The organism is Pontibacter flavimaris (assembly GCF_001907195.1).
GTDB classification, from domain to species: Bacteria; Bacteroidota; Bacteroidia; order Cytophagales; family Hymenobacteraceae; genus Pontibacter; species Pontibacter flavimaris.
In genome coordinates, this window is sequence record NZ_LVWA01000013.1 from 115,953 (window position 1) to 141,058 (window position 25,106).

Here is a 25,106-nt window from a genome sequence, read left to right on the forward strand (position 1 = left end):
AAGTAGCTAATAACCAAATATATAGATTCTATGTTATTAGAAAGATAAGTTTGAATGATTTTCTCAGCAAAGCGCCTCGTCAGACAGTAACCGACTGGTGCAGAACAGGATTCTTCAGAAAGAGGCGGCCCTTCTAATATGATTTTTAGAAGTCCGGGTTTAAAAGTGAAAAAGCAGGAGAATCTCGCCCTCTTTTACCGGGGATAAGCGCTTACGCCCGGAGGGGCATGCTGACATGATGCATCATTTCTCCTGCGAGAACAGCCACGGCAGCAGCTCGGGCTCCCGGAAGGCATTGTCCCAACTGTTGTGATTTACGATCACGAAGTTAGGAGAAGCAATTGCGCAATCCTGTATACGTCCAGGAGTTGTTACAGGCAAAAGTAAAGTTCAAAAAGTACCATATACGATGTGTACCAAGGAGCGATTTCTGCAAATTATCGCCGGACTATGGACAGATCGGGTCCATTGCGTTCATCATTGGCTGGCCACTTCTGTATAGTATAAGGTAGCGTATCGCAGTGCTACACGTTCTTAATGGTAGTGTTCTGTTCCACAACGCTTTCCTAGATCAGGAAACACCCTTGCCAGTCGTAACTCCCATAGCCTGTACTTTATTAAACGACCGGATGCAGGCATCCACCCTGGTTTGCCCGGTTATACTTTATTTGGTAGTCCTACTCATCAACATCCACTCGCCGTACGCGTACTTTCTATACTTGTACATTATTAAAAGCAGAGAAAGCTATGTCGATAAAAGATATTTTTAACAAGGTAAAGAAAGAGGCCAAGGTGCTATTGGGCGAGGAAGCCAAAGACAAGCGCTACCAAAACGAGAACACCTACCCTACCGAGCAGGAGGCCATTGCGGCCTTTGAACGCTCCAGGCAAAAGCTCTTTGATGTGAATGACTGGACCAAGCTCTCCGGCATTAACTCCACGTTTGAACTCTACGATAACCACGGACGCCACACCTCGGCGCTTAAGCCGGAGCTTGGCTACTACATGAAAATCATTCTGCCTGCCTCTACCATCGAGAACTGGGTAGAGGTAACAGATATACGCGAGGAGGAGAACCTGGCCGAGTTTACCGTGCAGCCGAGTGAGAAGCCGAAAGAACTGGGAGAGGGCGAAGCGGATGTGGAACATTTCTTCGCCAAGGAAGCCAGCAGCACCTTCAGGGTAACACGCGAGGGCAATACCATTCACGGGTACGAGATCGGTAAAAACGAGGCCATTAACAACCAGGGCGAGGATGCCGGCAACCGTGCCGTGCTGAACACTTTTGTGGCCGAGGGCGGCTGGGCCATCTTCCAGCAGCTGCAGTGGGACAAGCTAACCCGCTACCTGGTGCACCTGGAGGAGAAAAAGGAGGCTCAACAATAGGTAAAGACACGTTACTCCGCCTGAATGCAGGGAAAGCGGCCACTACTACGGTAGCGGCCGCTTTTTTTTCGCCCTCCACACTATAAAGAGCAGGTAAAGCAACAGCAGCAGCAACCCTATCCTCATGATACCGTTGCAAACAATACAGATGTATATACAAGAATATCAGATAGTTGCACTAAAAATAGCTATACACATATGTTTTAAAGCAATCTTTAACACTAACAGTAAAACAAATGAGCAAGCAAGTTGGGGACTTTATTATTGAGCGTGTAAGAGAATGGGGTATCACCCGCATTTTTGGTTTTCCGGGCGACGGTATTAACGGGCTGATGGGTGCCTTAAGGAGAGCGGAGAATGAAGTAGACTTTATACAGGTACGCCACGAGGAAATGGCTGCTTTTATGGCTTGTGCCCATTCAAAGTTTACCGGTGAAGTGGGTGTTTGCATGGCCACCTCCGGCCCGGGAGCCATTCATCTGCTGAACGGGTTGTACGATGCCAAATTAGATCACCAGTCAGTGGTGGCTATTGTGGGGCAGCAGGCACGTATGGCCATGGGGGGGGATTATCAGCAGGAGGTAGATCTTATTTCGTTATTTAAAGATGTCGCCGGCGAGTATGTGCACATGATCATGGTGCCGGAGCAGGCGCGCCAGGTGGTAGACCGCGCTATCCGGATAGCCAAGGCCAAGCGCTGCGTTACATGCATTATTGTGCCCAACGATGTACAGGAACTGGAGGCCGTGGAGCAGGCGCCACGCAAGCACGGCAGCGTGCATACCGGCGTAGGCCACGCCCTCACCAACGTAGTGCCGCCCCTGGAGGCACTGCAGCAGGCGGCTAACGTGCTGGATGAAGGCAAAAGAGTTTCTATCCTGATAGGTGCCGGTGCCCTGGGAGCAGCCGAGGAAGTAAAGCAGGTGGCAGAGCTTTTGGGAGCCGGGGTGGCCAAGGCCCTGCTCGGCAAAGCCGCCCTCGATGACCGGCTGCCTTACGTCACCGGCTCCATTGGGCTGCTGGGCACCGAGCCAAGCTGGGAAATGATGATCGACTGCGACACTTTGCTGATGATCGGCAGTAGCTTTCCGTATTCTGAGTTCCTGCCGAAAGAGGGCGAAGCACGGGGTGTACAGATCGACATCGACGGCCGGATGCTGAGCCTGCGCTACCCGATGGAGGTAAACCTGCTCGGCGATACAAAAGCCACCTTACAAGCCCTGATCCCACTCCTGAAACGCAAAGAAGACCGCAGCTGGCAGGAGAAGATCATGGAGAACGTACATGACTGGTGGGAAGTAATAGAGGCTCGCGCCAGAAACGAAGCTAACCCGATCAACCCGCAACTGGTGTTCTCCGAGCTCTCCCCACGCCTGCCCGAAAACTGTATCATCACCTCCGACTCCGGCTCCTGCGCCAACTGGTTTGCCCGAAACTTGAGGGTGCGCGAAGGTATGATGGCCTCGCTGTCTGGCAACCTCGCTACCATGTGCCCGGGCGTACCGTATGCCATAGCCGCCAAATTTGCATTTCCCGAGCGTGTAGTCCTTGCTCTGGTAGGCGACGGTGCCATGCAAATGCTGGGGATCAATGGCCTGATCACCATCGCCAAATACTGGAAGCGCTGGAGCAACCCGAAACTGGTGATCATGGTGCTTAAGAACCTTGACCTGAACCAGGTAACCTGGGAGCAGCGCGTGATGGTTGGAGATCCTGAATTTACCACGTCTCAGGATGTGCCGGACTTCCCTTACGCCCAGTATGCCGAGATGCTTGGCTTAAAAGGAGTGAGAGTAGAAAAGCCAGAGGATATCGGCAGCGGCTGGGATGCCGTGTTAGGAGCAGACAGACCTGCTATTCTGGAAGTACACACCGATCCAAACGTTCCGACGATACCTCCCCATATTACTTTTGAGCAGACCGTGAAGTTTAGCAAAATGCTTGTAAAAGGCGATCCGCACGAAATCGGTATCATTAAGCAGACATTCAAAGACCTGGTAGAAGAAATTCTTCCACATTAAGCTTGAGCCAGATGATACAATAGTTTAGTGCCATGCCAGCCAATTCAGAAGCCATCACCAATCTAAAGGTAGCTGCCTATACCGTCCCGACGGATTATCCGGAGTCGGATGGGACGCTGCAATGGAACAGCACCACCATGGTACTGGTAGAACTGGAAGCAATGGGCCAGAGAGGCATCGGCTATACCTACGCCGATGCCTCTCTCTCCTCTTTTATAGCTACCACCCTGATGCAGCATGTAAAAGGGCAGCATCCTTTCAACACCCCAAAGATCTGGCAAGACATGCTCGTGGCAATCCGCAACGAAGGCAGTTGTGGCATGGCCATGATGGCAGTATCGGCAGTTGATAACGCCTTATGGGACCTGAAGGCGAAAATTCTGAACCTGCCACTGGCAAAGCTATTAGGGATGGTAAAATCAGAAGCGTTGCTCTACGGTAGTGGTGGCTTTACTTCCTATCCTATCGAAAGGCTGCAGCAGCAATTGGGTGGATGGGCCGACCATGGTTTTCAGCACGTCAAGATGAAGATCGGACGCGATGCACAGGCAGATTTGGAGCGGGTACAAGCTGCCCGGGAAAGTATAGGCGACAACGTACAGCTCTTTGTAGATGCCAACGGGGCGTATGATGCTAAAACTGCCATAACGCAGGCGAAGGCTTTTGCGGACCATGGCGTTACCTGGTTTGAAGAGCCAGTATCCTCCGACGATCTTGCGGGGTTATACTTCATCCGGAATCACACGCCGCCGGAAATCCGGGTGGCCGCAGGCGAGTACGGCTATAACATCGGCTACTTTAACCAAATGCTGAAACAACAGGCGGTAGACGTCTTACAGGCAGATGCCACCCGCTGCGGCGGCATCACGGGCTTTCTGAAAGCCGGTTACCTGTGCGAGGCCTATCACTTGCCTTTCTCCTTCCATTGCGCCCCCGCCCTGCACCTGCACCCTTGCCTGGCCCTTAACGCCTTCTACATCGGGGAATACTTTTACGACCATGCCCGCATCGAAAACCTGTTCTTTGAGGGTGTGCAGCAGCCCGGAAGCGGCAGGTTCAGCCCCGATCTTTCCCGCCCCGGCCTGGGATTGGAGTTCAGGCAGCAGGACGCCGCGAAATTTAAGGTCAACTAATCTTCAAGCTATGAAATCATGATCATTACCGAAAAGCACAGCCAACAGGAAATAGAAATTGATGTCGAACTATTAGTAGCGGAGCTCAAAGCCAGTGTGGAAGGCGAAGTACGTTTCGATGACGGGAGCCGCGCCCTCTACTCCACCGATTCCTCCAACTACCGGCAGGTTCCTATCGGGGTGGTGGTACCCAAAACGGAGCAGGATATCCTTAACACCGTAGCGCTTTGCAACAAGTATAAAGCGCCAGTGCTGTCGAGGGGTGGCGGCACGAGCCTGGCGGGGCAGTGCTGCAATGTGGCCGTGGTGATGGATATGACCAAATACTACAACCAGATACTTCACATCGACCCGGATAAGAAACTGGCCCGCGTGCAGCCTGGCATTGTGCTGGATGAGCTGCGGTATGCCACCGAAAAGTATGGTCTCACGTTCGGCCCCGACCCCTCCACCCACACCCACTGCGCCATTGGCGGCATGATGGGCAACAACTCCTGCGGCGTTCACTCGGTAATGGCCAGCCAGCAGGGCCTCGGCGCCCGCACCTCCGACAATACCGAAACGCTGACCGTGCTTACCTATGACGGCTTAAAAATGGAGGTGGGCCCTACCAGCGAGGAGGAGTTGGAGAAAATTATACAGGCAGGTGGCCGCAAAGGCGAAATCTACAGCAAGCTGCGCGACCTGCGCGACAAGTATGCCGACCTCATCCGAGAGAAATTCCCGAAGATACCACGCCGCGTATCAGGCTACAACCTCGATGAATTGCTGCCCGAAAATGGCTTTAACGTAGCCCGCGCGCTCGCCGGAACCGAAGGCACCTGCGTGGTATACCTCGACGCCACGGTAAAACTGATCGACAACCCCCACAACCGTTCGCTGGTGGTGCTGGGCTACCCCGATGTCTATAGCGCCGGCCAGCACGCCCCTTTTGCCTTAAAACACAAGCCCATCGGCCTCGAAGGGATCGACGAAAAACTGATCGACTTTATGCGCAACAGGGGCCTCGACCTGAACGATATTTCGTTGTTGCCAGCGGGCCAAGGCTGGCTGATGGTAGAGTTTGGCGGCAACACCCAGCAAGAAGCCGACGACCGCTGCAGGGCCCTGATGGAAGACCTGAAAAAAGTAGACAACCCGCCTACTATGAGCTTGTTCGATATCCGCTCGCAGGAGCAGCAACTATGGCGCGTGCGGGAAGCAGGCCTGGGTGCCACAGCTTTTGTATCTTACATGGCTGATACCTGGGAAGGCTGGGAAGATGCTGCCGTGCCACCTGATAAAGTAGGCGAATACCTGCGTGATTTCCGCAAACTCCTCGACAAGTATGATTACGATACCGCCCTGTACGGCCACTTCGGACAGGGCTGCATTCACTGCCGCATCGATTTTGACCTGGTTACGCAACCCGGCATCGATAAGTATAAACACTTTACCGAAGAGGCCGCCAGGCTGGTGGTGAGCTATGGCGGCTCTATCTCAGGCGAACATGGCGACGGACAATCCAAAGCCGATTTGCTGGAGATCATGTTTGGTAAAGAACTCGTGCAGGCCTTCAACGAATTTAAAGCTATCTGGGACCCGGACTGGAAAATGAACCCTGGCAAAGTGGTAGACCCGTATGGCCAGAAACAAAACCTGCGCTTGGGCGCCGATTACAGCCCGGAAAAACCCAAAACATACTTCCAGTACCCCACCGACGAAGGCCTGTTTTCGCGGGCTGTACTGCGTTGCGTAGGTGTGGGGCAATGCCGCCGGCACGAAGGTGGCACCATGTGCCCGAGCTATATGGTAACCCGTGAGGAAGAGCACTCCACCCGTGGCCGCGCCCGTTTGCTGTTCGAGATGCTGCAGGGCCAGGAAATTGATACCGGCTGGAAAAGCGAAAGCGTGAAGGAGGCATTGGACCTGTGCCTGGCCTGCAAAGGCTGCAAAGGAGACTGCCCCGTGCATGTAGACATGGCCACCTACAAGTCAGAATTCCTGTCGCATTACTACGAAGGTAGGCTGCGTCCACGTACTGCGTATGCTTTTGGTTGGATCTACTGGTGGGCGCGCCTGGCATCCCACATACCGGAGCTGGTTAATTTCCTGACACAGAACCCCATCACCGGAAGTATAGCAAAGCTGCTGGCGGGCGTATCACAGAAGCGGCAGATACCGCAATTCGCCGAGCGCACTTTCCGCGACTGGTACAGCGACAACCGCCGGGAAGATACCGGCAAACCACGCGTTATACTTTGGGCCGATACCTTCAACAACTTCTTTAAACCCCAAACGCTCGTGGCCGGCAAAGAGGTACTGGAAGCGGCCGGTTTTAACGTGGTAGTGCCGGAGCAAATGCTGTGCTGCGGCCGGCCGCTGTATGATTTCGGGATGCTGAAAACGGCTAAAAGGTTGTTGCTGGATATCCTGGATGCCCTACGCGAAGACATTCGCAAGGGCACACCGGTCGTTGGGCTGGAGCCAAGCTGCACGGCCGTATTCCGCGATGAGCTCTGCAACTTATTCCCGGCCGATGAAGATGCTAAGCGCCTGAAAAAGCAAACCTATACCCTGGGAGAATTCCTGACGAAACTCGCTCCTGATTTTGAAGTACCAGAGCTGAAAAGAACGGCCCTGGTGCATGGCCATTGCCATCACAAAGCCATCATGAAACTGAAGGGCGAAGAACAGGTACTTCAGCATATGAAACTGGACTTCCAGGTACTGGACTCGGGTTGTTGTGGTATGGCAGGTTATTTTGGCTACGAAGCCGGCCGGCACTACGAGGTGGGGCTGGCTGCCGGTGAGCGTGTGCTGCTCCCGGCCGTACGAAAAGCGGATAAAGAAACCCTGATTGTGGCAGATGGCTTTAGCTGCCGTGAGCAAATCGAGCAAGGCACCAACCGCAGGGCCATGCATTTGGCGCAGGTACTGCAAATGGCACTAAGAGAACAGCATCAACCAAGCCATGAAGACGGGTATCCGGAGAAAAAATATGTAGAGCAGATGCAGCTATCGGCGCCACCAGCCGAGAAAAGCCGAAGAGTAGTAGTGCTGGCGGCGGTGAGCGCACTATTCTTCTTCAGCCTTTTGGTGCTAGATTGCCTGAAGGACAAGGAGCCATTGCAGTAAACGCAGCCTCAGGAACAAAGGCGGCACTCCATCAAAAGCGTTCGTCTCCTGCTAAGTTCTTTTTCCTGTATGTTAAAAGTATACTTGATTTATACTTACTGCTGCGCTTTCAGGTATGCCACCAGCGCGTGCAGTTCCTCTTTGGTGAGCATTCCGCCATATGCAGGCATGTCGCTGCCGCCGTTCACGATCTGAGTCTGCAGCTGTTGCTCTGTCCAGCTTCGGACTATGGTGCTGAGTTCCGGACCGGTATGGCCGCCTCCGCCCTGCATCCGGTGACAGTACTGGCAGCCCTTCTGGTAAAAAAGACTCATCCCTAGCGCCAGCACCAGGTCCTGCAGCTTAGCCTGCACCTGAGCAATGGGCTTTGTCTCGGACCGCGGCGACCACGGTGCCTGAAACCCTACCACGAGTAAACTAGTGACAAATACCACAACGCACACCACAACTACCACAGCCCAGGGCCTTCGCTTCGGGCTGCGTTCGCCTTTGTTCGAAAGCATCGGCAACGCGATCAGGGCGGTAATGCCCGGCAGCGGACCTATAGTTTGCCATATTGATGGCATACTTCGTATAGCCGCTGGTTTTGGTGGTATAAACGGAGTTATTACGTTTATACATTAGTTGGAGGAAATAGGAGTAAAAAATTGAACAGGGTAAAAAAGAACTCAAATAAATGGTTAGCCTCGGTTTTTGCTACACTGATGGCCTTTTCCATCAGCTACGGTGTTGGTGTGATGTTTTCTTTTGAAAGCTTTGTTTTTAGCTGGAGCCTGAATTTTATACTCATGATTTGGTATACATACTTGACCTCACAAATAAATCTAGAACTTGATTCAGACTATTTCGAGCCTAAGCCATTTGAAAGAAACGGGAGTATTTACAAATACCTTGGGGTTCATGCCTATAGAAAACTACTCGTGTGGATTGGATGGGAGAGGATTAATAAAAAGAAAAACCCTGTAAAGCACAGCCTGCTTTCACTAAAAGAAAGCGAGTATAATACTCGGGCATCCGAACTAGGACATACAATCATAGCCCTGATTGTTTTTGCCGTAACTATTGGAGTTCCAAGCTCATTAGGTGAGGCAAAGTGGCTTATCATCACAAACTTATTTCTAAATATATATCCAATAATGGTTCAACGCTTCAACAGACCAAGATACAGCAGGATTATTGGGTTGAAATGAAAAAACACTAACGTGTGTTAGGTAGATATTCCATAAATGCTTTTAAGATCACCACCTCCAACAACACCTATAAGGTAGCTTGCCACCTTATAGCTCAGCACGTTGGGGATCATTGTAAGTGACGCCGTAAATTTCATAGAGTAACAATCAAATTGACAACAATGGAAAAGCGTAGATTAGGAAACAGCGGTTTGGAAGTTTCAGCCCTTGGACTTGGTTGCATGGGAATGACCGGCGGTTACGGACCGGCAGGAGACAAAGCAGAAATGATAAAATTAATTCGTGCAGCCGTTGAACAAGGCATCACCTTTTTTGACACCGCCGAAGTATATGGACCGTTTGCCAATGAAGAACTGGTAGGCGAAGCACTGCAACCATTTAAAAGACTACTCCTCCCTTTGGCGACAGGAACGCTACCCGCTTTTGCGCAACAAGACGGATTTATCACTTCTGGCGGGAGCCTGCTCTATAACGCAACTTTGGAAAAGGAGAGCCGATGCTGATCATCAATACCAGTAACCGCGCCGTACTGAACACCTTTGTGGCCGAGGGCAGCTGGGAACTCTTCCAACAGCTGCAGTGGGACAAACTAACCCGTTACCTGGTGCACCTGGAGGAGAAAAAGCAGGAGTAAAGTATAAAGTATGATTGCAGCATTGGAAGAGCACCTGGCAACGGGTGCTCTTTTGTTTAGTGGAAATTACTAAATTGAAAACGTACTCCGTGTTAGCTGCCGGATTTGGTAGTTTAAGCGGAATAGGGTTCTGTTTATACTATAGTTAGAGTTCATAATTATGAAACTAAAATTGATAGCCATTCTTTCAAGTGTATTACTATTTTCCTGTAATACGTGGTATTACAAACTTGATGAAAACTATAAGGCATACATTCCTTATGAAGGAAATGAAATATTAATTTTCAAATCTACTAAGGGAAAAGTAGACACGACCTTTCTTAATGGCATTCATAAATATGATGGTTGCTACGATGATGCTTTAGATATTTTCACGCAATATTGTGAAGGTTATTATTTAGAATGCACTAGTACAGACCCTAATTATGATAGATATTTATCTCATAAACAACTTGTCAGTGTAACTACATCCAGAGAAAAAGTGCCATATATCCATTTTGATATAACATTGAAGGGGTCTTGGTTTTATGGTGGATTTAAAGGATATAAACTTGATAGTCTAATTAGTTCATCAAATACTATTCTTGAAATTGATGGCATAAGTTATAATGATGTAAAAATCATTGAAGCAGATGAATATGCAAAACGATTTAAACAAAGGGACAATTATGTAGAAAGGTTTTACTGGAGTCTGAAGTATGGTTTTTTAGGACTTGACAAGAAAGAAGAAAACTGGAGGTTAATAAAAAAAACGAAGTCCTAATCCTGTATATGAAATCATAGCACCCTATGGGATGCTACGCTTCATATACTAACCGTTACTCCCCGCCCCTGCCCGCCAGCAGGGGCTTTTTGTTTTCCATAACCAGACCGCTAAACAATTTTTCTCAACAAATCAACAAAGTAATTTATCCACAAAGAAGCATCACAAGCTGAACAACTTAACTATTTATCCACCGAAGATGCCCATACGTTTGATTTTTAAATCCTAAATCTTCAAATTACCTTCGTGACCCTAACCGAGAATACCATGATGCAGAACGGACAAAACACAGCTCTCCGCAACGACTGGAGCCTGGAGGAAATAGAAGCCATTTACAACAGGCCGGTACTGGAACTGATTGTAGAGGCAGCTACTGTGCATAAGCAATACCAGGCCACCGGCGAGGTGCAGGTATGCACGTTATTGTCTGTAAAAACCGGCGGTTGTACGGAGGATTGCGCCTACTGCCCGCAGGCAGCGCGTTACCATACCGGCGTGGATGTACACAAACTGATGCCGCAGCAAGAGGTGCTTTCGGCAGCGCAGCGTGCCAAAAAAGGCGGCTCTACCCGTTTCTGCATGGGCGCGGCATGGCGCGAGGTACGCGATAACCGCGACTTCGACAAGGTGCTGGACATGGTAAAAGGCGTAAACGAGCTGGGTCTGGAAGTATGCTGCACGCTGGGTATGGTAAACGAGTACCAGGCCGAGAAGCTGAAGGAGGCCGGCCTGTACGCCTACAACCATAACCTGGACACCTCCGAGGAAAACTATGCCAGCATCATCACCACCCGCACCTACGACGACCGCCTCAACACGATCGACAACGTGCGCAAAGCGGGTATTTCGGTATGTTCGGGGGGTATTATCGGTTTAGGAGAGACGGACGAAGACCGCATTAAAATGCTCCATACCTTGTCAACCATGGTGCAGCACCCGGAATCCGTGCCGGTAAACGCGCTGGTGCCGGTTAAAGGCACGCCGCTGGAGCATCAGCCGCTGGTGTCGGTGTGGGAAATGGTGCGCATGATTGCCACGGCCCGTATCCTGATGCCAAAGTCGATGGTGCGTTTGTCTGCCGGGCGTGAGCGCATGAGCGTGACGGAGCAGGCACTTTGCTTCCTGGCCGGCGCGAACTCCATTTTCACCGGTGAGAAGCTCCTCACAACCCCCAACCCGGATTTCGATACGGACAAATCCATGTTCGAACTGCTGGGCCTCAACCCTAGAAAATCATTTAAAGAAGAGAAGCAACTCGTTTGCTCTTAAGACAAAAGACTGTTTGGCAAAAGACAAAAGAATTATACTTTAAAGCATTACTTTTTAACTCCTTTGTCCATTGTCGCAAAATCCTTTGTCGATAAAACTGCAGCAGAAGCTGGCGGAGCGGGCGGCGCAGGGCAACTTGCGGGCACTCAAAACCACCTCCGGCCTTACCGACTTCTGCTCGAACGATTACCTCGGCCTTGCTCGCTCCCAAAAACTGCGGGCACTTATCCACAAGGAGGAGGAAAAGTATAACCATTTGCCATTGGGGGCGACCGGCTCCCGACTCTTATCAGGAAACCACCCGCTGTTTGAGGAGCTGGAAAGTATGATTGCGCGCTACCACCACGCGGAGGCGGCGCTGCTTTTTAACTCCGGCTACACCGCTAACGTGGGTTTATTGTCGGCGCTGCCCCAGCGCGGCGACACCGTGTTGTACGATGAGGCCAGCCATGCCTCGATGAAAGACGGCCTCCGCCTGAGCTTTGCCAAAAGCTACTCCTTCCGCCACAACAGCGTGGAGGATCTGCGGCAAAAGCTGCAGCGGACAAGCGGGCAAGTATACGTGCTGGTGGAGTCGGTATACTCGATGGATGGCGACCAGGCTCCCCTGCGGGAACTGGTACAAGTATGTAACGCATACAGTGCGGCACTTATTGTGGATGAGGCACATGCCGTGGGCCTCTATGGGGAGGATGGCGAGGGAGTTGTCTCGGCCCTGGGGCTGGAGCAGGAGGTATTTGCACGTGTGCTGACCTACGGCAAGGCCATGGGTCTGCACGGAGCCGCCGTGGTGGGTCCGCAGGTGCTCCGCGAGTTTCTCATCAACTACAGTCGCGCTTTTATTTATACCACCGGGTTGCCCACGCACGCGCTGGTGGCCCTGAAGTGCGCCTATACTTTACTGCCTGAGCTTAAAGAAGAACGGGAAAAAGTAAAGCAACTGGCGCACCTATTGTACCGAAAACTGAACAACATAAGCGGCATCCGCTGCTCCCCGGAAGGCAGTGTGATACTTTCTGTTTTCCTGCAACAGCCTCAGCGGCTCAAGGCGCTGGCGGCTGCGCTGCAACAACAAGGTTTTGACGTGCGCCCCGTGCAGCCGCCCACTGTGCCTCAGGGTACCGAGCGGCTGCGCGTGATCGTGCATGCGTTTAATAGAGAAGAAGAAATTGAGGGCCTCGTGCAGGCCATAGCCAAAGGTACATGAAACAATATTTTGTAACAGGAATCGGTACGGACGTGGGCAAAACGGTTGCCGCTGCCATACTTACCGAAGCCCTGCAGGCCGATTACTGGAAACCTGTGCAAGCAGGCGGCCTGGACTTCACCGACACAGACACCGTAAAGAGTCTGGTTTCTAACGAGCGTTCTGTTTTCCACCCGGAGGCGTACCGCCTCAAAATGGCTGCGTCGCCGCATAAGGCTGCCGCTGCCGAGGGCGTGGAGATCGACGTGAAAGGCTTGCGCCTGCCCGACACCCAAAACAATCTGATCGTGGAGGGAGCCGGCGGCCTGATGGTGCCCCTAAACAAGCGGTACCTGGTGCTGGACCTGGTGCAGCAGCTGGGTTTGGAGGTTATACTTGTCTCCCGGAATTACTTGGGAAGTATAAACCATACTTTGCTTACTGCCGAGGTGCTGCGTTACCGCAAAATCCCGGTGGCCGGCATTATCTTTAACGGGGAGGAGAACGCCACCTCCGAAGACTTTATCGTGAAGTATACCGGACTGCGCCTGCTGCCCTCCATCCGCCAGGAAGCCGATTTCTGCAAGGACACCGTAGCGGCCTACGCGAAAACATTTGAGGGATATTTATAAGAATTAGGCCTATAGGGTAGATTTTTCACTAAACCAAATGTGATTCAAAAGTATGAACTTAGCCGAACGTGATCAAAACGTTATCTGGCATCCTTATACCCAAATGAAAACGGCAGCGCTGCCTATCCCGATCGTTCGGGGCGAGGGGGCGCTTTTGTTTTCGGAGGAGGGCCATACTTATATTGATGCCGTCGCCTCGTGGTGGGTGAACCTGCACGGGCACGCGCACCCCTATATTGCCGGGAAAGTAGCTGAGCAGCTGCAAACGCTGGAGCACGTTATTTTTGCCGGTTTCACGCACCCGGCTGCTGTTACCTTTGCTGAGCGCCTTTTGCAGATCCTGCCGCAGGGTCAAAGCCGCATTTTTTATTCTGATAATGGCTCTACGGCCGTAGAGGTGGCCCTGAAAATGGCCATTCAGTACTGGAATAACCTTGGCATGCCCAAAAAGAAGATCATCGCCTTCCGCGACAGCTACCACGGCGACACGTTTGGGGCCATGTCGGTGAGCGCCCGCAGTGCCTTTACCGCCCCGTTCTGGCCCTACCTCTTCGAGGTGGAATTTATAGAAGTGCCTACCGCCGGCAAGGAAGAGGAAAGTATAAACCAGCTTAAAGCACTTGCTGCGCAGGGCGATGTGGCGGCCTTTATCTATGAGCCGCTGGTGCTGGGAACCGGTGGCATGATCATGTATACCCCTGAGGTGCTTGACCAGCTAATGGCCATTTGTAAGCAGCACCAGATCCTCACCATTGCCGATGAGGTAATGACCGGCTTTGGCCGCACCGGCCGCACTTTTGCCAGCGATTACGTGCAGCACAAGCCGGATATGGTATGCCTTTCCAAAGGATTGACAGGGGGCACTATGGCTTTAGGCGTCACTTCGTGCAGCGAAAACATTTACGAAGCCTTCCTCCACGATGATAAAAGCAAGACCCTGTTTCACGGCCACAGCTACACGGCCAACCCCGTCGCCTGCGCAGCCGGACTGGCAAGTATGGATTTGCTGCTGCAACCCGAGACGCAACAAAGTATAAATCGCATTGTGCAGCGCCATGCCGCCTTTTCCCAAAGTATAAAAGCCCTGCCGCAGGTGCTCGAGGTGCGCCAGCAAGGCACGATTCTGGCCGTAGAGTTCGAAGATGGGGGCACCTCCTACTTCAGCAACCTGCGCGACACGCTGTATAGTTATGGGATAGCCAACGGTGTTATACTTCGTCCGCTGGGCAACATCATCTATGTCATCCCGCCCTACTGCATCACCGACGCGCAGCTCGATCAGGTATACCAGACCATTCGCGGCATGCAGGAGATCGTTACCGGCAAGCGCCACCACCCACGCCCCTACTTAGACATGTTGCATGACTAGGCAAGTATAAAGTACGGCTCAGGTGCAACCACTATTTCGAACTTTCATGTCCGGAGGGTCATTTGCCGGGAATGCCCACATCCCCCTGCTGCAGCTTACGCGGTCACGGCTGTCCGCAGTAATCAGGTTCCAGGCAAAGATATCCGGAACAGCTGAAGGGCTCGTTGCTACTCTTCCTAATCATCCTGTAAATCCTGATTCAGAATACGTACCTTTGCCCGCATTTTGGAAGCAGTGAAAGAACATATCATCATCAAGGGGCTTGGGGCTATCTCTCCGCTAGGACACGATAGCGCCTCCACGGCAGCAGCTTATACTTCAGGTGTGCCTGCTTTCGAAACCATACTTCACCAGGGCATACTGACTCCGATAGCGGCCTTGCGAGCAGAGGCAGAGCAAAAACTGCAGGAGTTGGTAGAGGCAAATCACGGCTACAAGCATCTCGACCGCTCGGTGCTGATGGCTGTTTATGCCGCCCGGCAGGCCGCAATGCAGGCCGGATGGCTGCAGGAGAATGCGCCTGTGGATGATGACCTGGCGGTAAACATTGGCTCCTCGCGTGGCGCGACGGGCTTATTCGAACAGTATTTCAAGGCTTTTCAGCAGGAGAAGCTGTCTTCCAGTGCCTCCCCCACCACCACACTGGGCAACCTGTCGAGCTGGGTGGCCCATGCCGTGAACGCCGGAGGCGGGCAGATCAGCCACTCTATAACGTGCAGCACGGCGCTGATGGCTATTGCCAACGGCGTGGCCTGGCTGAAGGCGGGTATGGCCAGGCGTTTTCTGGCGGGCGGCACCGAAGCCCCGCTCACCGATTTTACCATCGCCCAGATGAAGGCAGTGGGTATTTACTCCCGGCTCGCTGACCACCCCTACCCCTGCCAGCCTTATGCGGCGGAGAAGCACAACACCTTTACCTTAGGCGAAGGGGCAGCTGTGTTTGCTCTCGAAAAAACGCATCATCCGGCAACGGGAGCGGCTATCGTGGAAGCCGTTGGGTTAGGCTTTGAGAAGCTGGTGAGCAAAACGGGCATTTCGGCAGAGGGTATCAATTTTCAGAAATCGATGCGACAGGCGCTAACGCAGTTGCCGGAGCACGATCGTAAAATAGACCTTATCATCACCCACACCCCCGGCACCCGGGCCGGCGACACGGCCGAACTGGCGGCCATACAAGCTGTTTTCGGAGAAAATGCACCTGCCATCACCACGAACAAATGGCTCATCGGCCATACCTTGGGAGCCTCCGGGGCACTGAGCCTGCAATACGCCCTGCAGGTGCTGCAGCAACAGCAGTATACTTCCATCCCCTATCCAAACCTGCTTTCACAAAAGCACCCGCAAAGTATAAAACGGATTATGGTGAACGCAGCAGGCTTTGGGGGGAATGCGGCGAGCGTGGTGGTGAGTTTGGTTTGAGGTGTATATTACCGGGTCAAACCACCCCTAACCCTTCTCCCGAAACAAGTTCGGGATCCTAGACTTAGCCAAGGAGGGGAGCCTGTAACTGCTCTTGCTGAAGTATAAGTTTCATCGTCGCTGTTCTCGCGCGGACAGGTCGCGATCTGTCCCTACAAGTATAAACCCTCTCCTGGCCCCTCCAAGGAGGGGAGTTATACTTGTTGCTTATTTATGTCACCTCGAGCAGCGCGCGAGATTTAGATACAATTCTATAGAGATCTCTCATTTCATTCGAGATGACAAAAGGCAGCGGCTATCGAAATGATACCCAGTCCTTGGGTTGAGCGCCTTGTGAGATTTCGGTGCCGCTTTAGCGGCATTGCGACGCAGGAGCAAAGGAAGGGAACACAGCGCGATGCCCGAGAGAGTTTACCCCGAAGCATTTCGGGGAGCCCTCCCGGGCTAGAGGGAGCCAAAGCCGGAAATGCAACCGTAGGTTTGTGGGAACTACAGGATGAACGGAAGCTACAAAGTATAGCTTGTGTCAAAGTATAGGAAGCGGCGGCTAGAAAAGTATAGCTTAGTCCAAGTATTGAGGAACAGTTTCTATGAAAATAAAATAGCACGGTCTGCAAACTCGCGCTAGCATGAACCCGGCATAAACATTAACTCACATTGACCAGCTGAAAGCAAGTGTAACCTTATTCGGTATTTGCAAACATTCCGGAACAGGAAAGGTCAAATCAATCATATTCCGCTGATTTTTTGCTAATTTGCAGGCTAAACACCACTTATTTTTAACACCTGAATGAAAATACTCAAGTTCGGCGGCACCTCAGTGGGGTCAGCTGAGAGAATGAAGGCAGTAGCCTCGCTCATCCGGAATGGTGAGCCTAAAATCGTAGTGCTTTCGGCTATGTCGGGCACTACCAACGCATTGGTGCAGATAGCTGAAACGCTGTACCAGAATAAACACGACGAAGCAAAGGCGCTCATCAAGGCGCTTCACGATAAGTATAAACAGGTGGTAGAGGAATTCTACACCTCCGATGACAAGAAAAAACAGGCAAATGAGCTGCTGAAACAGCATTTCGAGTACCTCACGGCCTTTACCCTCGACCTTTTCACCATACACGAGGAGCGCGCGGTGCTGGCGCAGGGCGAGCTGCTGAGCACGGCCCTTTTTCAGTTTTACCTGGAGGAGCAGGGCGAGCAGTCTGTGCTGCTGCCAGCCCTTAACTTCATGAAGATAGACGAGAACGAGGAGCCGGATACCGAGTACATTGCCCAGCACCTGCAAAAGGAGCTGGAGAAATACCCGGGCGTGGAGCTTTTCGTTACGCAGGGCTACATCTGCCGCAACGCCTTCGGGGAGATCGACAACCTGAAGCGCGGTGGCTCCGACTACTCTGCTTCGCTCATAGGCGCTGCCGCTGACGCCACAGAGATCCAGATCTGGACCGATATCGACGGGATGCACAACAATGACCCGCGCATTGTGAAGAATACCTATCCGATAGCGGAGCTTTCGTTTGACGAGGCAGCGGAGCTGGCATACTTTGGGGCAAAGATCCTGCACCCAAGCAGCGTGAAGCCCGCCAAGCAAAAGAACATTCCGGTAAAGCTGCTCAACACCATGGCGCCGGAGGCAAGGGGCACCACCATCAGTACCAAAACGGAAAGCGGCAAGATAAAAGCCGTGGCCGCCAAGGATGGCATCACCGCCATCAAGATCAAATCCGGACGCATGCTGCTGGCCTATGGTTTCCTGCGCAGTGTATTCGAGGTGTTCGAGCGGTACAGAACGCCGATCGACATGATCACCACCTCCGAGGTGGCCGTGTCGCTGACGATCGACAACGACAAACACCTGAACGAGATTCTAAAGGAATTAGAGGAATTCGGCCAGGTAGAGGTAGACCTGGACCAATCCATCATCTGCGTGGTAGGCGACTTTATTGCCGAGCGTAGCGGTTCAGGGCTAGCTGTCTTCCAATCATTGCAGAATATCCCGCTGCGCATGATCTCCTATGGCGGCAGCAAGAACAACATCAGTGTGCTGGTAAACACAAGCGATAAAATAGAGGCCCTTACCAAACTCAACAATGGCATCTTTAACGGAAACCAAGCCCATGCCTAATCTGAACCCGGAGCAGCTGCAGCAGCACGCCACGCCGTTCTATGTATACGACCTGCACCTGCTGCGCCAGACCCTGAAGGCTGCCCAGCAGGAGGCCGAAAAGTATAACTTCCATGTGCATTATGCCCTGAAGGCCAACGCCAATGCACCCGTTCTGGACGAGGTACGTGGCCACGGCTTCGGTGCCGACTGCGTGAGCGGCAACGAGATAAAGGCCGCCATCGAGAACGGTTTCGCGGCACAGGAGGTGGTGTTTGCTGGTGTGGGTAAGTCGGATGCGGAGATCAACTATGCGCTGGAGCAGGGAATCTTCTGCTTTAACTGCGAGTCGAAGCATGAGCTGGAGGTGCTGAACGAGCTGGCCGGGAAGAAAAACACGGTGGCCCGCGTGGCCCTGCGCATCAATCCGAACGTGAACGCCAACACCCATAAGTACATCACCACCGGCCTGGAGGAAAACAAGTTCGGCATTAACGCCTGGGAGCTGGAGAGCGTGACCGAGCTGCTGCAGCAACTGAAACATGTGCAGCTGATCGGCATACACTTCCACATCGGCTCCCAGATTACGGACCTGACGGTGTTCAAGAACCTGTGCACGCGCGTGAATGAGTTCCAGGAGTGGTTCCTGGCCCGTAACATCCAGTTGGAGCACGTGAACGTGGGCGGCGGCCTGGGAGTGGATTATTATGCCCCGGACGAGCAGCCCATCCCTGACTTTGCCGCATACTTTAGCCTGTTTCACCAGTTCCTGGAGCTGCGGCCGGGCCAGCAGGTGCATTTCGAGCTGGGCCGCGCGCTGGTGGCGCAATGCGGCACCCTGATCTCCAGAGTACTCTACATCAAGAACGGGATATCCACTAACTTTGCCATACTCGATGCGGGCATGACGGAACTGATCCGTCCGGCGCTCTACCAGTCGTACCACAAGATCGAGAACCTGACGAGCCGGAAGCCGGAGGTGCGCTACGATGTGGTGGGCCCGATCTGCGAGTCGAGCGACTGCTTTGGCAAGGCGGTGATGCTGCCCGAGACCCACCGCGGCGACCTGATCGCCATCCGCACGGCCGGGGCGTACGGCGAGGTGATGGCCTCGGCCTACAACCTGCGCGACAAAGCGAAGGCAGTTTACCTGTAGGCAAGTATAAACCCCAAGTATAAAAGAAGGCCGCCCTGCTCATGAGCAGGGCGGCCTTCTTTTATACTTCTTAGCTTAGCGCGAGGCGTTTCCGCCACCTCTTTTCTCACCTGCCACCGGCACCTCCGCCGATACGATGAAGTCGGGCTCGGCATGGGCTACACCGGCTTTGCTTTTCAGGAAGTTGGCCAGTTCCAGGGCATTTCCGGAGGAGTGCTTATCCACGCGCACCAGGTAGGTTTGCCCGCTCAGCGGCATCAGCACCTCGGCGCCATATTCGGCGGCGTAGGCATCCAGGGCATCCTCGCCTCCCTCCTGCACCGTCACGATGGCTTCGTTACTGATTCCCAGCAGGCCATCGCCATTCATAAAGTATGGCGCCACATAGGTGATGGCAGGGTCCGCGGCAAGCAGCTCGATCGCCTTCTCCACTTGCTTGCAGTTAAGCCCGTCCACCAGCTCAATATTATGCAGGATGGCTGAGTTGGAGCCTACCTGCCCGTTCTTGCCCTGCACAAATCCGTAGGCAGCCACTGCTGCGGCTTCTTCCCCGGCGCTCAGGCCGCTGGCAAACACCACCAGCACTTGCTTTGTAAAAACGCTCCCCAGGTTCTTCTGCTCGTTGTTGTAAAAGTAGGTATGATTCTCACAGGAACCACCGCCGGCTTGCGCCCTCAGCAAGGTAGGCCCGGCCTTTATGTTCCGGATGGGAGTAGCCCCATCATTTCTGCAAGACGACAGCCCCAGGACTACCATCAGGAAGGTGAAAAAGTGTATAGGTATATTTTTCATATTGGTACAAATAATAATCGCTAACAGATTGATTATTTGTACGGTTAGACTTGGATAATAGCTGCGATTTCATTAAATTAAAAATCACCATAGTATAATTTATATATACCTATATCCTAGTTTAAATACACTTGTTCAGATTCCCGGCTGGAAAAATGCAAAAACACTTAAAGACTTAAGCAACCTCTTCCAGCTTCAGGTACGAGGCATTTACCACCTGCTCCGCCGATACATGCGCCGGAATCTGTGCTATAAAGGCAATGGTCTGTTTCAGGGCCGGCAAGTATAAAAGGAAGTCTTTCCTGCTGATGGTGCCCACCAGTTGCGTCTCTCTTCTTTCAGTCCCGAAGACCGTTAGCTCCCGCCACGGCAGCTCGGGTAAAAATTCGGGCATGGTGGTGCGCACGTATACTTTCAGTTCATCCTCCTCCTCCAGCGCCACCGGCTTTAACTGCTCTTCGTCGTTGTACCTGAACTTGGGGTAAGTATACTTGTACCCGGCCAGCGCCGCCGACACATCGGCCCACACGGCAGAACCGGTTGGGTGGCTTCCGGCACCGCGCCCCTTCAGGAACTGGTCGCCGGCGTAGCGGGCCTGCAACTGCACGCCGTTAAACTCGGCCTCCACATAGTATAGCTCCGAGTCGGGGAACACCAGCGTAGGCAGCACCTGCAGCGCCAGTCTGTTATTTTGGTTGAGCTTGGCCGTGGCTACCAGCCTGATGCGGCCGCCCAGCGCCTGCGCCAGCGCCACATCCCGCCGCGAGATGTGCTGGATGCCCGCACGAACCACCTGCTCCGGCTTTATCACAGCCCCAAAGGCATGCGCGGCAATCAAACTGATCTTGTGCAGGGCATCGTACCCCCCCACGTCCAGCGTCGGGTCGGCCTCGGCAAAGCCAAGCGCCTGCGCCTGCGCCAGTGCCTCGTCATAGCTTATGCCTTCCGCATCCAGCTTGGTGAGGATGTAGTTAGAGGAACCGTTCAGGATGCCGCTTACCTCCTGTAGGGGCTCGTTGCCGTAGTAAGCCTCCAGCGTCCGCAGGATCGGGATGCTGCCGCATACGGCCGCCTCGTACAACAAAGTGCCGCCAAACTCCTGCTGCAGTGCCACCAGTTCCGACAGATTCTCCGAGATCATCTTCTTGTTGGCCGACACGATGGTTTTGCCCGCACTCAGCGCCTGGCGCACAATCAGCAGCGCCTCCTCCGGGTCGCTGATCAGCTCGGCAAACAGGTCTATACTTTCGTCCTGCAGCAGCTCCTGTGGATCGTAGGTGAAGTGATGGCTGGGCAGGGTACGCAGTTTTTCCCGGTCGCGCACACATATTCTGGCCACATTCAGGTGCGGGTTGTCCTGCAACACATCGTGCAGCCCCTGGCCCACGCACCCAAAACCAAATATCCCGATTCGTTTACCGCTCTTGCTTTTCATAGTTGAGTTCTTCTTCTGTTACTTTTTCATTTTGATAAAATTGCCGGATAGCCTCCGTCAGCTGGTCCACCTCCACCAGAAAGCCGTCGTGGCCATAGTTGGAGCGGAGAAGATGGAAGGAGGAACCGGACACCTGCGCGTGCAGGAAATACTGCTCCTCTACCGGGAACAGCAAGTCGGTATCTACCCCTACGAAAAGGCTCCGAGCCTTTACCTGCGCCAGCGCGCGCTCCACCCCTCCCCTGTCGCGGCCCACGTTGTGCGAGTCCATGGCTTTGGAGAGCAGCCAGTAAGTATAAGCATTGAAGCGCTGCGCCAGTTTCTCGCCCTGATATACCTGGTAGCTGGCTGCCCGGAAGTTGTCGGTGATGCTATGGCCCGGCTCCTGCTGCGCCTCGTCGTAGGTATTATAGTGGCGGTAAGACAGCATGGCGATGGCGCGGGCTGTCTTTAGTCCTTCCTTACCGGCTTCTGCTGTGCTAGCATTCCAGGTCGGATCCTGCCGGATGGCCATGCGCTGGCTCTCGTTAAAGGCAATGCCCCATGGGGAGTGGCGCGCGTTGCTGGCCACATGCACCAGCCGCTCGAACACCTCTGGTTTCTGTAGCACCCACTCCAGCGCCTGCTGCCCGCCCAGCGAGCCGCCCAGCAAGGTATGCACCCGCTCCAGCTCCAGCTCCTGCCGCAGCAGATCAAAGGCGCGCACAATATCGCGGTTGGTAAGCTGCGGGAAAGTATGAAAGTATGGCTGCAGCGTTTTCGGGTTCACTGACAGCGGGCCCGTGGAGCCATAGCAACCACCCAGGCTGTTGGCGCACACCACAAACCACTCGCGCGGGTCGTAGAGCTTGCCTTCCCCGAAGAGGTCGCACCACCAGTCGGTAAAATCAGAGCTGCCGGTAAGGGCGTGGCACACCCACACCACATTGCTGCGCTGCGGGTTTAGCGTACCGTAGGTGGTATAAGCCAGCTGGAAGCCGGGTAACGTTGCCTCGGACTCCAGTTGGAACTCTTGTTGGTAATGAAAAATTTGCTGTACTGGCATTATGTATACTTAGGCTATAGCAGGCGCTGCCTCCGATACTTTGGAGAAGGCCAGCTCAAAATCTGCTTTTATGTCGTCGATGTGCTCTATGCCGGCGGATATGCGCAGCAGCGTAGGGTCTACGCCGGCGCTGAGCTGCTCGGCATCGCTCAGTTGTTGGTGCGTGGTGGAGGCCGGGTGGATGATGAGCGTTTTGGCGTCGCCCACGTTGGCCAGGTGGCTCACCAGTTGCAGGCTGTTCACAAACGTCTCGGCCTGCTGCTTGTCGCCTTTCAGCTTAAAGGAGAACACGCCGCCAAAGCCGCGCTTCAGGTATTTCTTAGCCAAAGTATGGTATGGGCTGCTCTCCAGGCCTGGGTAGTTCACACTCTCCACCAGCTCGTGCTGCTCCAGCCACTCGGCCAGCGCCTGCGCGTTCTGCACGGTTCGCTCCAGCCTTAGCGAAAGCGTTTCCAGCCCCTGCAGCAGCAGGAAGGAGTTGAACGGACTCTGCGCCGGACCAAAATCCCGCAGGCCCTCTACCCTGGCACGGATGGCAAAGGCAATGTTGCCGAACGGACCGTTCTCGCCAAAGACCTCCCAAAAGTTAAGTCCGTGGTATCCTTCCGATGGCTCCGAAAACTGCGGGAATTTGCCGTTGCCCCAGTTAAAGTTGCCTCCATCCACGATCACGCCGCCAATACTGGTGCCGTGCCCGCCGATCCACTTCGTGGCAGACTCCACCACCACGTTGGCGCCATGCTCCAGCGGGCGGAACAGGTACCCCCCGGCGCCAAACGTGTTGTCCACGATCAGCGGGAGGTCATACTTGCGGGCAAGGGCGGAAAGGGCGTCAAAGTCCGGAATGTTGAAGCGCGGGTTGCCAATGGTTTCCGTATAGATCGCCTTCGTCTTCTCGTCGATCAGTTTCTCGAAGCTGCTAACGTCATCGCTGTCGGCAAACCGGGCCTCAATGCCCAGGCGCTTGAACGAAACCTTGAACTGATTGTAAGAGCCTCCATACAGGTAGCTGGACGTCACGAAGTTATCGCCGGCCTGCAGGATGTTGGTAAGCGCCAGGAACTGCGCCGCCTGTCCCGAGGCCACGGCCACGGCCGCCACGCCACCCTCCAGGGCCGCGATGCGCTTCTCAAACACATCGGTGGTCGGGTTCTGAATGCGGGTATAGATATTACCAAACTCCTTCAGGGCAAACAGGTTAGCGCCGTGCTCTGCGTTTTTAAAGGCGTAGGAGGTGGTTTGGTAGATAGGCACAGCGCGAGACTGTGTGGTGGGATCTATTTCCTGGCCGGCGTGCAGCTGAAGTGTTTCGAAGTGCAATGATTTAGACATGACTATGCTGGTTTTATATCGTTAGAAAAGAATGATTTAAGAAAAGACGGGAATGCCGTAGCGGTAAAAAGTAGGCTGTAGCAGCAGATGCGGAATCTGCCACTAAGCCATGTATGAAAACAGGAACTTTACACCTTGGTTAACAGCAACAACAGCCGGGCATGGCGCACATGGGCATGCGCATGACAATAGCCTTAGCAGGAGCTAAAATGCAGATTTGCGACAGTGTTTTGGCTGTCGGCGATACTAATAAGAAGTGTTGTGCTGAATTGATTCCCTTGTTCATGACCGTATCAATTTATATTCGTCCGGCACCTTGCCGAACTCAGGAATTAGCACCTTAACACCGATGGTTAGGTTGCTAGCGCTTCACAGAGCCTGTCTCTCCGCGCTTCTCTATAAACCAATATCCGCAAAGGGAGTATTGACTTGATGTTGCAAGTATACGGCGCGTTTATTTAAAAGCCAAAATTATTACTGATATTTTTTTAAAAGTCAGTTTTTAAGGCTTCGATTGTTCTATATAAATTCCTTATACTTTGATTGATAGACAATACCTTATACCTACTTCCCTCTTGGTTCTCTGGCGCGAGTTTGCACCTCGTGTCCTGTTATGATATTGACTTTGCAACCCTATTGGCTCGAAAAGCCAAACTTATACTTTGGCTATACTTCTTTACTTGAGCTATACTTGCTTCTATACTTCATACTTGCTGCTGTACTTGCAACGACACCGTCCCTCTTTTGTCATCCTGAAAGGATCTTGTGGGCAAGCTGCTGCAAGCTCATCTTTCCTTCTATCAGGTTTCTTCCAGAAGAACGGTCGTTATTTATACTTCCCTGAGTTACTGCTTCCTTCTGCTTGAACCAAGCTATACTAGCTAGCTACCTCCGATCCTCTAGTTCCCACATACCTACTGTTGCATTTCATACTTTGATGCTCTCAAGCCCGAGAGGGCTCATCCTCGGGCATCGCGCTGGGAGCTTTTCCTGCCCTCGTGCCTCGGGCTGCTTCACTAGCGTTCGGCACCGGAAAAACTCGCATAGGCGCTCAACCCAAAGGCTGGAATCAGATTCGATGCTACAGCCTTTTGTCATCTCGACCTTCATGAGAGATCTCTTTAGA

General features: G+C 53.1%; 19 protein-coding genes, 1 pseudogene and 1 riboswitch. Of the genes and pseudogenes, 15 read left to right on the plus strand and 5 right to left on the minus strand.

Going from position 1 to position 25,106, the window contains the following annotated elements; all coding sequences use genetic code 11:
• The first annotated feature begins 747 nt into the window (after nt 1-747).
• The 4 genes from A3841_RS19755 to A3841_RS19770 all read left to right on the plus strand — a co-directional run bounded on the left by A3841_RS19755 (nt 748) and on the right by A3841_RS19770 (nt 7,657).
• Entirely contained in the window at nt 748-1,386 is a 639-nt protein-coding gene (locus A3841_RS19755; protein WP_073855200.1) for a hypothetical protein, read from the plus strand.
• Nucleotides 1,387-1,622: 236 nt separating this feature from the next.
• Nucleotides 1,623-3,407: a thiamine pyrophosphate-requiring protein gene (locus tag A3841_RS19760; protein WP_073855202.1), complete on the plus strand. Its 1,785-nt coding sequence runs from the start codon at nt 1,623-1,625 to the stop codon at nt 3,405-3,407.
• A 32-nt stretch (nt 3,408-3,439) separates the two neighbouring features.
• Nucleotides 3,440-4,540 carry an enolase C-terminal domain-like protein gene (locus A3841_RS19765; protein WP_073855204.1) on the plus strand — a complete coding sequence of 367 codons (1,101 nt, stop codon included), beginning with the start codon at nt 3,440-3,442 and terminating at the stop codon, nt 4,538-4,540.
• An 18-nt stretch (nt 4,541-4,558) separates the two neighbouring features.
• Nucleotides 4,559-7,657, plus strand: a complete 3,099-nt coding sequence (locus tag A3841_RS19770) for an FAD-binding and (Fe-S)-binding domain-containing protein (RefSeq protein ID WP_073855206.1) — start codon at nt 4,559-4,561, stop codon at nt 7,655-7,657.
• Between the two features lie 95 nt (nt 7,658-7,752).
• On the opposite strand, the gene A3841_RS19775 is transcribed toward A3841_RS19770, so the two are convergent.
• Nucleotides 7,753-8,223: a c-type cytochrome gene (locus A3841_RS19775; protein ID WP_073855208.1), complete on the minus strand. Its 471-nt coding sequence runs from the start codon at nt 8,221-8,223 to the stop codon at nt 7,753-7,755.
• Between the two features lie 81 nt (nt 8,224-8,304).
• Between A3841_RS19775 and A3841_RS19780 the strand changes: the two genes are divergently transcribed.
• From A3841_RS19780 to lysA, 11 genes and pseudogenes are all read left to right on the plus strand, one after another.
• Nucleotides 8,305-8,847, plus strand: a complete 543-nt coding sequence (locus A3841_RS19780) for a glycosyl-4,4'-diaponeurosporenoate acyltransferase CrtO family protein (protein ID WP_073855210.1) — start codon at nt 8,305-8,307, stop codon at nt 8,845-8,847.
• Nucleotides 8,848-9,008: 161 nt separating this feature from the next.
• A pseudogene (locus A3841_RS19785) lies at nt 9,009-9,230 on the plus strand (aldo/keto reductase); the annotation flags it as partial.
• A gap of 113 nt (nt 9,231-9,343) precedes the next feature.
• Complete coding sequence (locus A3841_RS20445; RefSeq protein ID WP_170866238.1) at nt 9,344-9,481, plus strand: hypothetical protein; 138 nt, start codon at nt 9,344-9,346, stop codon at nt 9,479-9,481.
• Nucleotides 9,482-9,641: 160 nt separating this feature from the next.
• Nucleotides 9,642-10,244: a hypothetical protein gene (locus tag A3841_RS19790; protein WP_073855212.1), complete on the plus strand. Its 603-nt coding sequence runs from the start codon at nt 9,642-9,644 to the stop codon at nt 10,242-10,244.
• A gap of 267 nt (nt 10,245-10,511) precedes the next feature.
• On the plus strand, nt 10,512-11,513 hold the full coding sequence (gene bioB / locus A3841_RS19795) for a biotin synthase BioB (RefSeq protein WP_073855254.1): 1,002 nt from the start codon (nt 10,512-10,514) through the stop codon (nt 11,511-11,513).
• Nucleotides 11,514-11,598: 85 nt separating this feature from the next.
• The gene (locus A3841_RS19800; protein ID WP_235861525.1) at nt 11,599-12,720 is read left to right on the plus strand and encodes an aminotransferase class I/II-fold pyridoxal phosphate-dependent enzyme; all 1,122 of its coding nucleotides are present in this window, start codon (nt 11,599-11,601) and stop codon (nt 12,718-12,720) included.
• Entirely contained in the window at nt 12,717-13,331 is a 615-nt protein-coding gene (gene bioD / locus A3841_RS19805) for a dethiobiotin synthase (RefSeq protein ID WP_073855216.1), read from the plus strand. The genes A3841_RS19800 and bioD overlap by 4 nt, the downstream gene beginning before the upstream one ends.
• 52 nt (nt 13,332-13,383) lie before the next feature.
• On the plus strand, nt 13,384-14,700 hold the full coding sequence (gene bioA, locus A3841_RS19810; RefSeq protein ID WP_073855218.1) for an adenosylmethionine--8-amino-7-oxononanoate transaminase: 1,317 nt from the start codon (nt 13,384-13,386) through the stop codon (nt 14,698-14,700).
• 234 nt (nt 14,701-14,934) lie between these two features.
• Complete coding sequence (locus tag A3841_RS19815) at nt 14,935-16,119, plus strand: beta-ketoacyl synthase N-terminal-like domain-containing protein (RefSeq protein WP_235861528.1); 1,185 nt, start codon at nt 14,935-14,937, stop codon at nt 16,117-16,119.
• A gap of 790 nt (nt 16,120-16,909) precedes the next feature.
• A complete protein-coding gene (locus tag A3841_RS19820; protein WP_073855222.1) occupies nt 16,910-18,241 on the plus strand; it encodes an aspartate kinase in 1,332 nt (443 codons plus the stop codon).
• A complete protein-coding gene (gene lysA, locus A3841_RS19825; RefSeq protein WP_235861530.1) occupies nt 18,207-19,376 on the plus strand; it encodes a diaminopimelate decarboxylase in 1,170 nt (389 codons plus the stop codon). The genes A3841_RS19820 and lysA overlap by 35 nt, the downstream gene beginning before the upstream one ends.
• Nucleotides 19,377-19,451: 75 nt before the next feature.
• Here lysA and A3841_RS19830 read toward each other — a convergent pair whose 3' ends face one another.
• The 4 genes from A3841_RS19830 to A3841_RS19845 all read right to left on the minus strand — a co-directional run bounded on the left by A3841_RS19830 (nt 19,452) and on the right by A3841_RS19845 (nt 23,980).
• Entirely contained in the window at nt 19,452-20,168 is a 717-nt protein-coding gene (locus A3841_RS19830) for a hypothetical protein (RefSeq protein WP_073855226.1), read from the minus strand.
• Between the two features lie 175 nt (nt 20,169-20,343).
• On the minus strand, nt 20,344-21,603 hold the full coding sequence (locus tag A3841_RS19835) for a homoserine dehydrogenase (RefSeq protein ID WP_073855228.1): 1,260 nt from the start codon (nt 21,601-21,603) through the stop codon (nt 20,344-20,346).
• Nucleotides 21,584-22,648: a homoserine O-acetyltransferase MetX gene (gene metX, locus A3841_RS19840; protein ID WP_073855230.1), complete on the minus strand. Its 1,065-nt coding sequence runs from the start codon at nt 22,646-22,648 to the stop codon at nt 21,584-21,586. The genes A3841_RS19835 and metX overlap by 20 nt, the downstream gene beginning before the upstream one ends.
• A 9-nt stretch (nt 22,649-22,657) precedes the next feature.
• Entirely contained in the window at nt 22,658-23,980 is a 1,323-nt protein-coding gene (locus A3841_RS19845; RefSeq protein ID WP_073855232.1) for an O-acetylhomoserine aminocarboxypropyltransferase/cysteine synthase family protein, read from the minus strand.
• A gap of 295 nt (nt 23,981-24,275) precedes the next feature.
• Nucleotides 24,276-24,385: riboswitch (SAM riboswitch) on the minus strand.
• Nucleotides 24,386-25,106: the final 721 nt, after the last annotated feature.

Excerpts from the sequence above, each read along its gene's own strand:
- lysA (WP_235861530.1), top strand. The coding sequence starts at position 18,207 with ATGGCATCTTTAACGGAAACCAAGCCCATGCCTAATCTGAACCCGGAG.
- A3841_RS19790 (WP_073855212.1), top strand. The coding sequence starts at position 9,642 with ATGAAACTAAAATTGATAGCCATTCTTTCAAGTGTATTACTATTTTCC.
- A3841_RS20445 (WP_170866238.1), top strand. The coding sequence starts at position 9,344 with ATGCTGATCATCAATACCAGTAACCGCGCCGTACTGAACACCTTTGTG.
- A3841_RS19765 (WP_073855204.1), top strand. The coding sequence starts at position 3,440 with ATGCCAGCCAATTCAGAAGCCATCACCAATCTAAAGGTAGCTGCCTAT.
- A3841_RS19775 (WP_073855208.1), bottom strand. The coding sequence starts at position 8,223 with ATGCCATCAATATGGCAAACTATAGGTCCGCTGCCGGGCATTACCGCC.
- A3841_RS19845 (WP_073855232.1), bottom strand. The coding sequence starts at position 23,980 with ATGTCTAAATCATTGCACTTCGAAACACTTCAGCTGCACGCCGGCCAG.
- metX (WP_073855230.1), bottom strand. The coding sequence starts at position 22,648 with ATGCCAGTACAGCAAATTTTTCATTACCAACAAGAGTTCCAACTGGAG.
- A3841_RS19835 (WP_073855228.1), bottom strand. The coding sequence starts at position 21,603 with ATGAAAAGCAAGAGCGGTAAACGAATCGGGATATTTGGTTTTGGGTGC.
- A3841_RS19755 (WP_073855200.1), top strand. The coding sequence starts at position 748 with ATGTCGATAAAAGATATTTTTAACAAGGTAAAGAAAGAGGCCAAGGTG.
- A3841_RS19820 (WP_073855222.1), top strand. The coding sequence starts at position 16,910 with ATGAAAATACTCAAGTTCGGCGGCACCTCAGTGGGGTCAGCTGAGAGA.
- bioD (WP_073855216.1), top strand. The coding sequence starts at position 12,717 with ATGAAACAATATTTTGTAACAGGAATCGGTACGGACGTGGGCAAAACG.
- bioB (WP_073855254.1), top strand. The coding sequence starts at position 10,512 with ATGATGCAGAACGGACAAAACACAGCTCTCCGCAACGACTGGAGCCTG.
- bioA (WP_073855218.1), top strand. The coding sequence starts at position 13,384 with ATGAACTTAGCCGAACGTGATCAAAACGTTATCTGGCATCCTTATACC.
- A3841_RS19770 (WP_073855206.1), top strand. The coding sequence starts at position 4,559 with ATGATCATTACCGAAAAGCACAGCCAACAGGAAATAGAAATTGATGTC.
- A3841_RS19830 (WP_073855226.1), bottom strand. The coding sequence starts at position 20,168 with ATGAAAAATATACCTATACACTTTTTCACCTTCCTGATGGTAGTCCTG.
- A3841_RS19760 (WP_073855202.1), top strand. The coding sequence starts at position 1,623 with ATGAGCAAGCAAGTTGGGGACTTTATTATTGAGCGTGTAAGAGAATGG.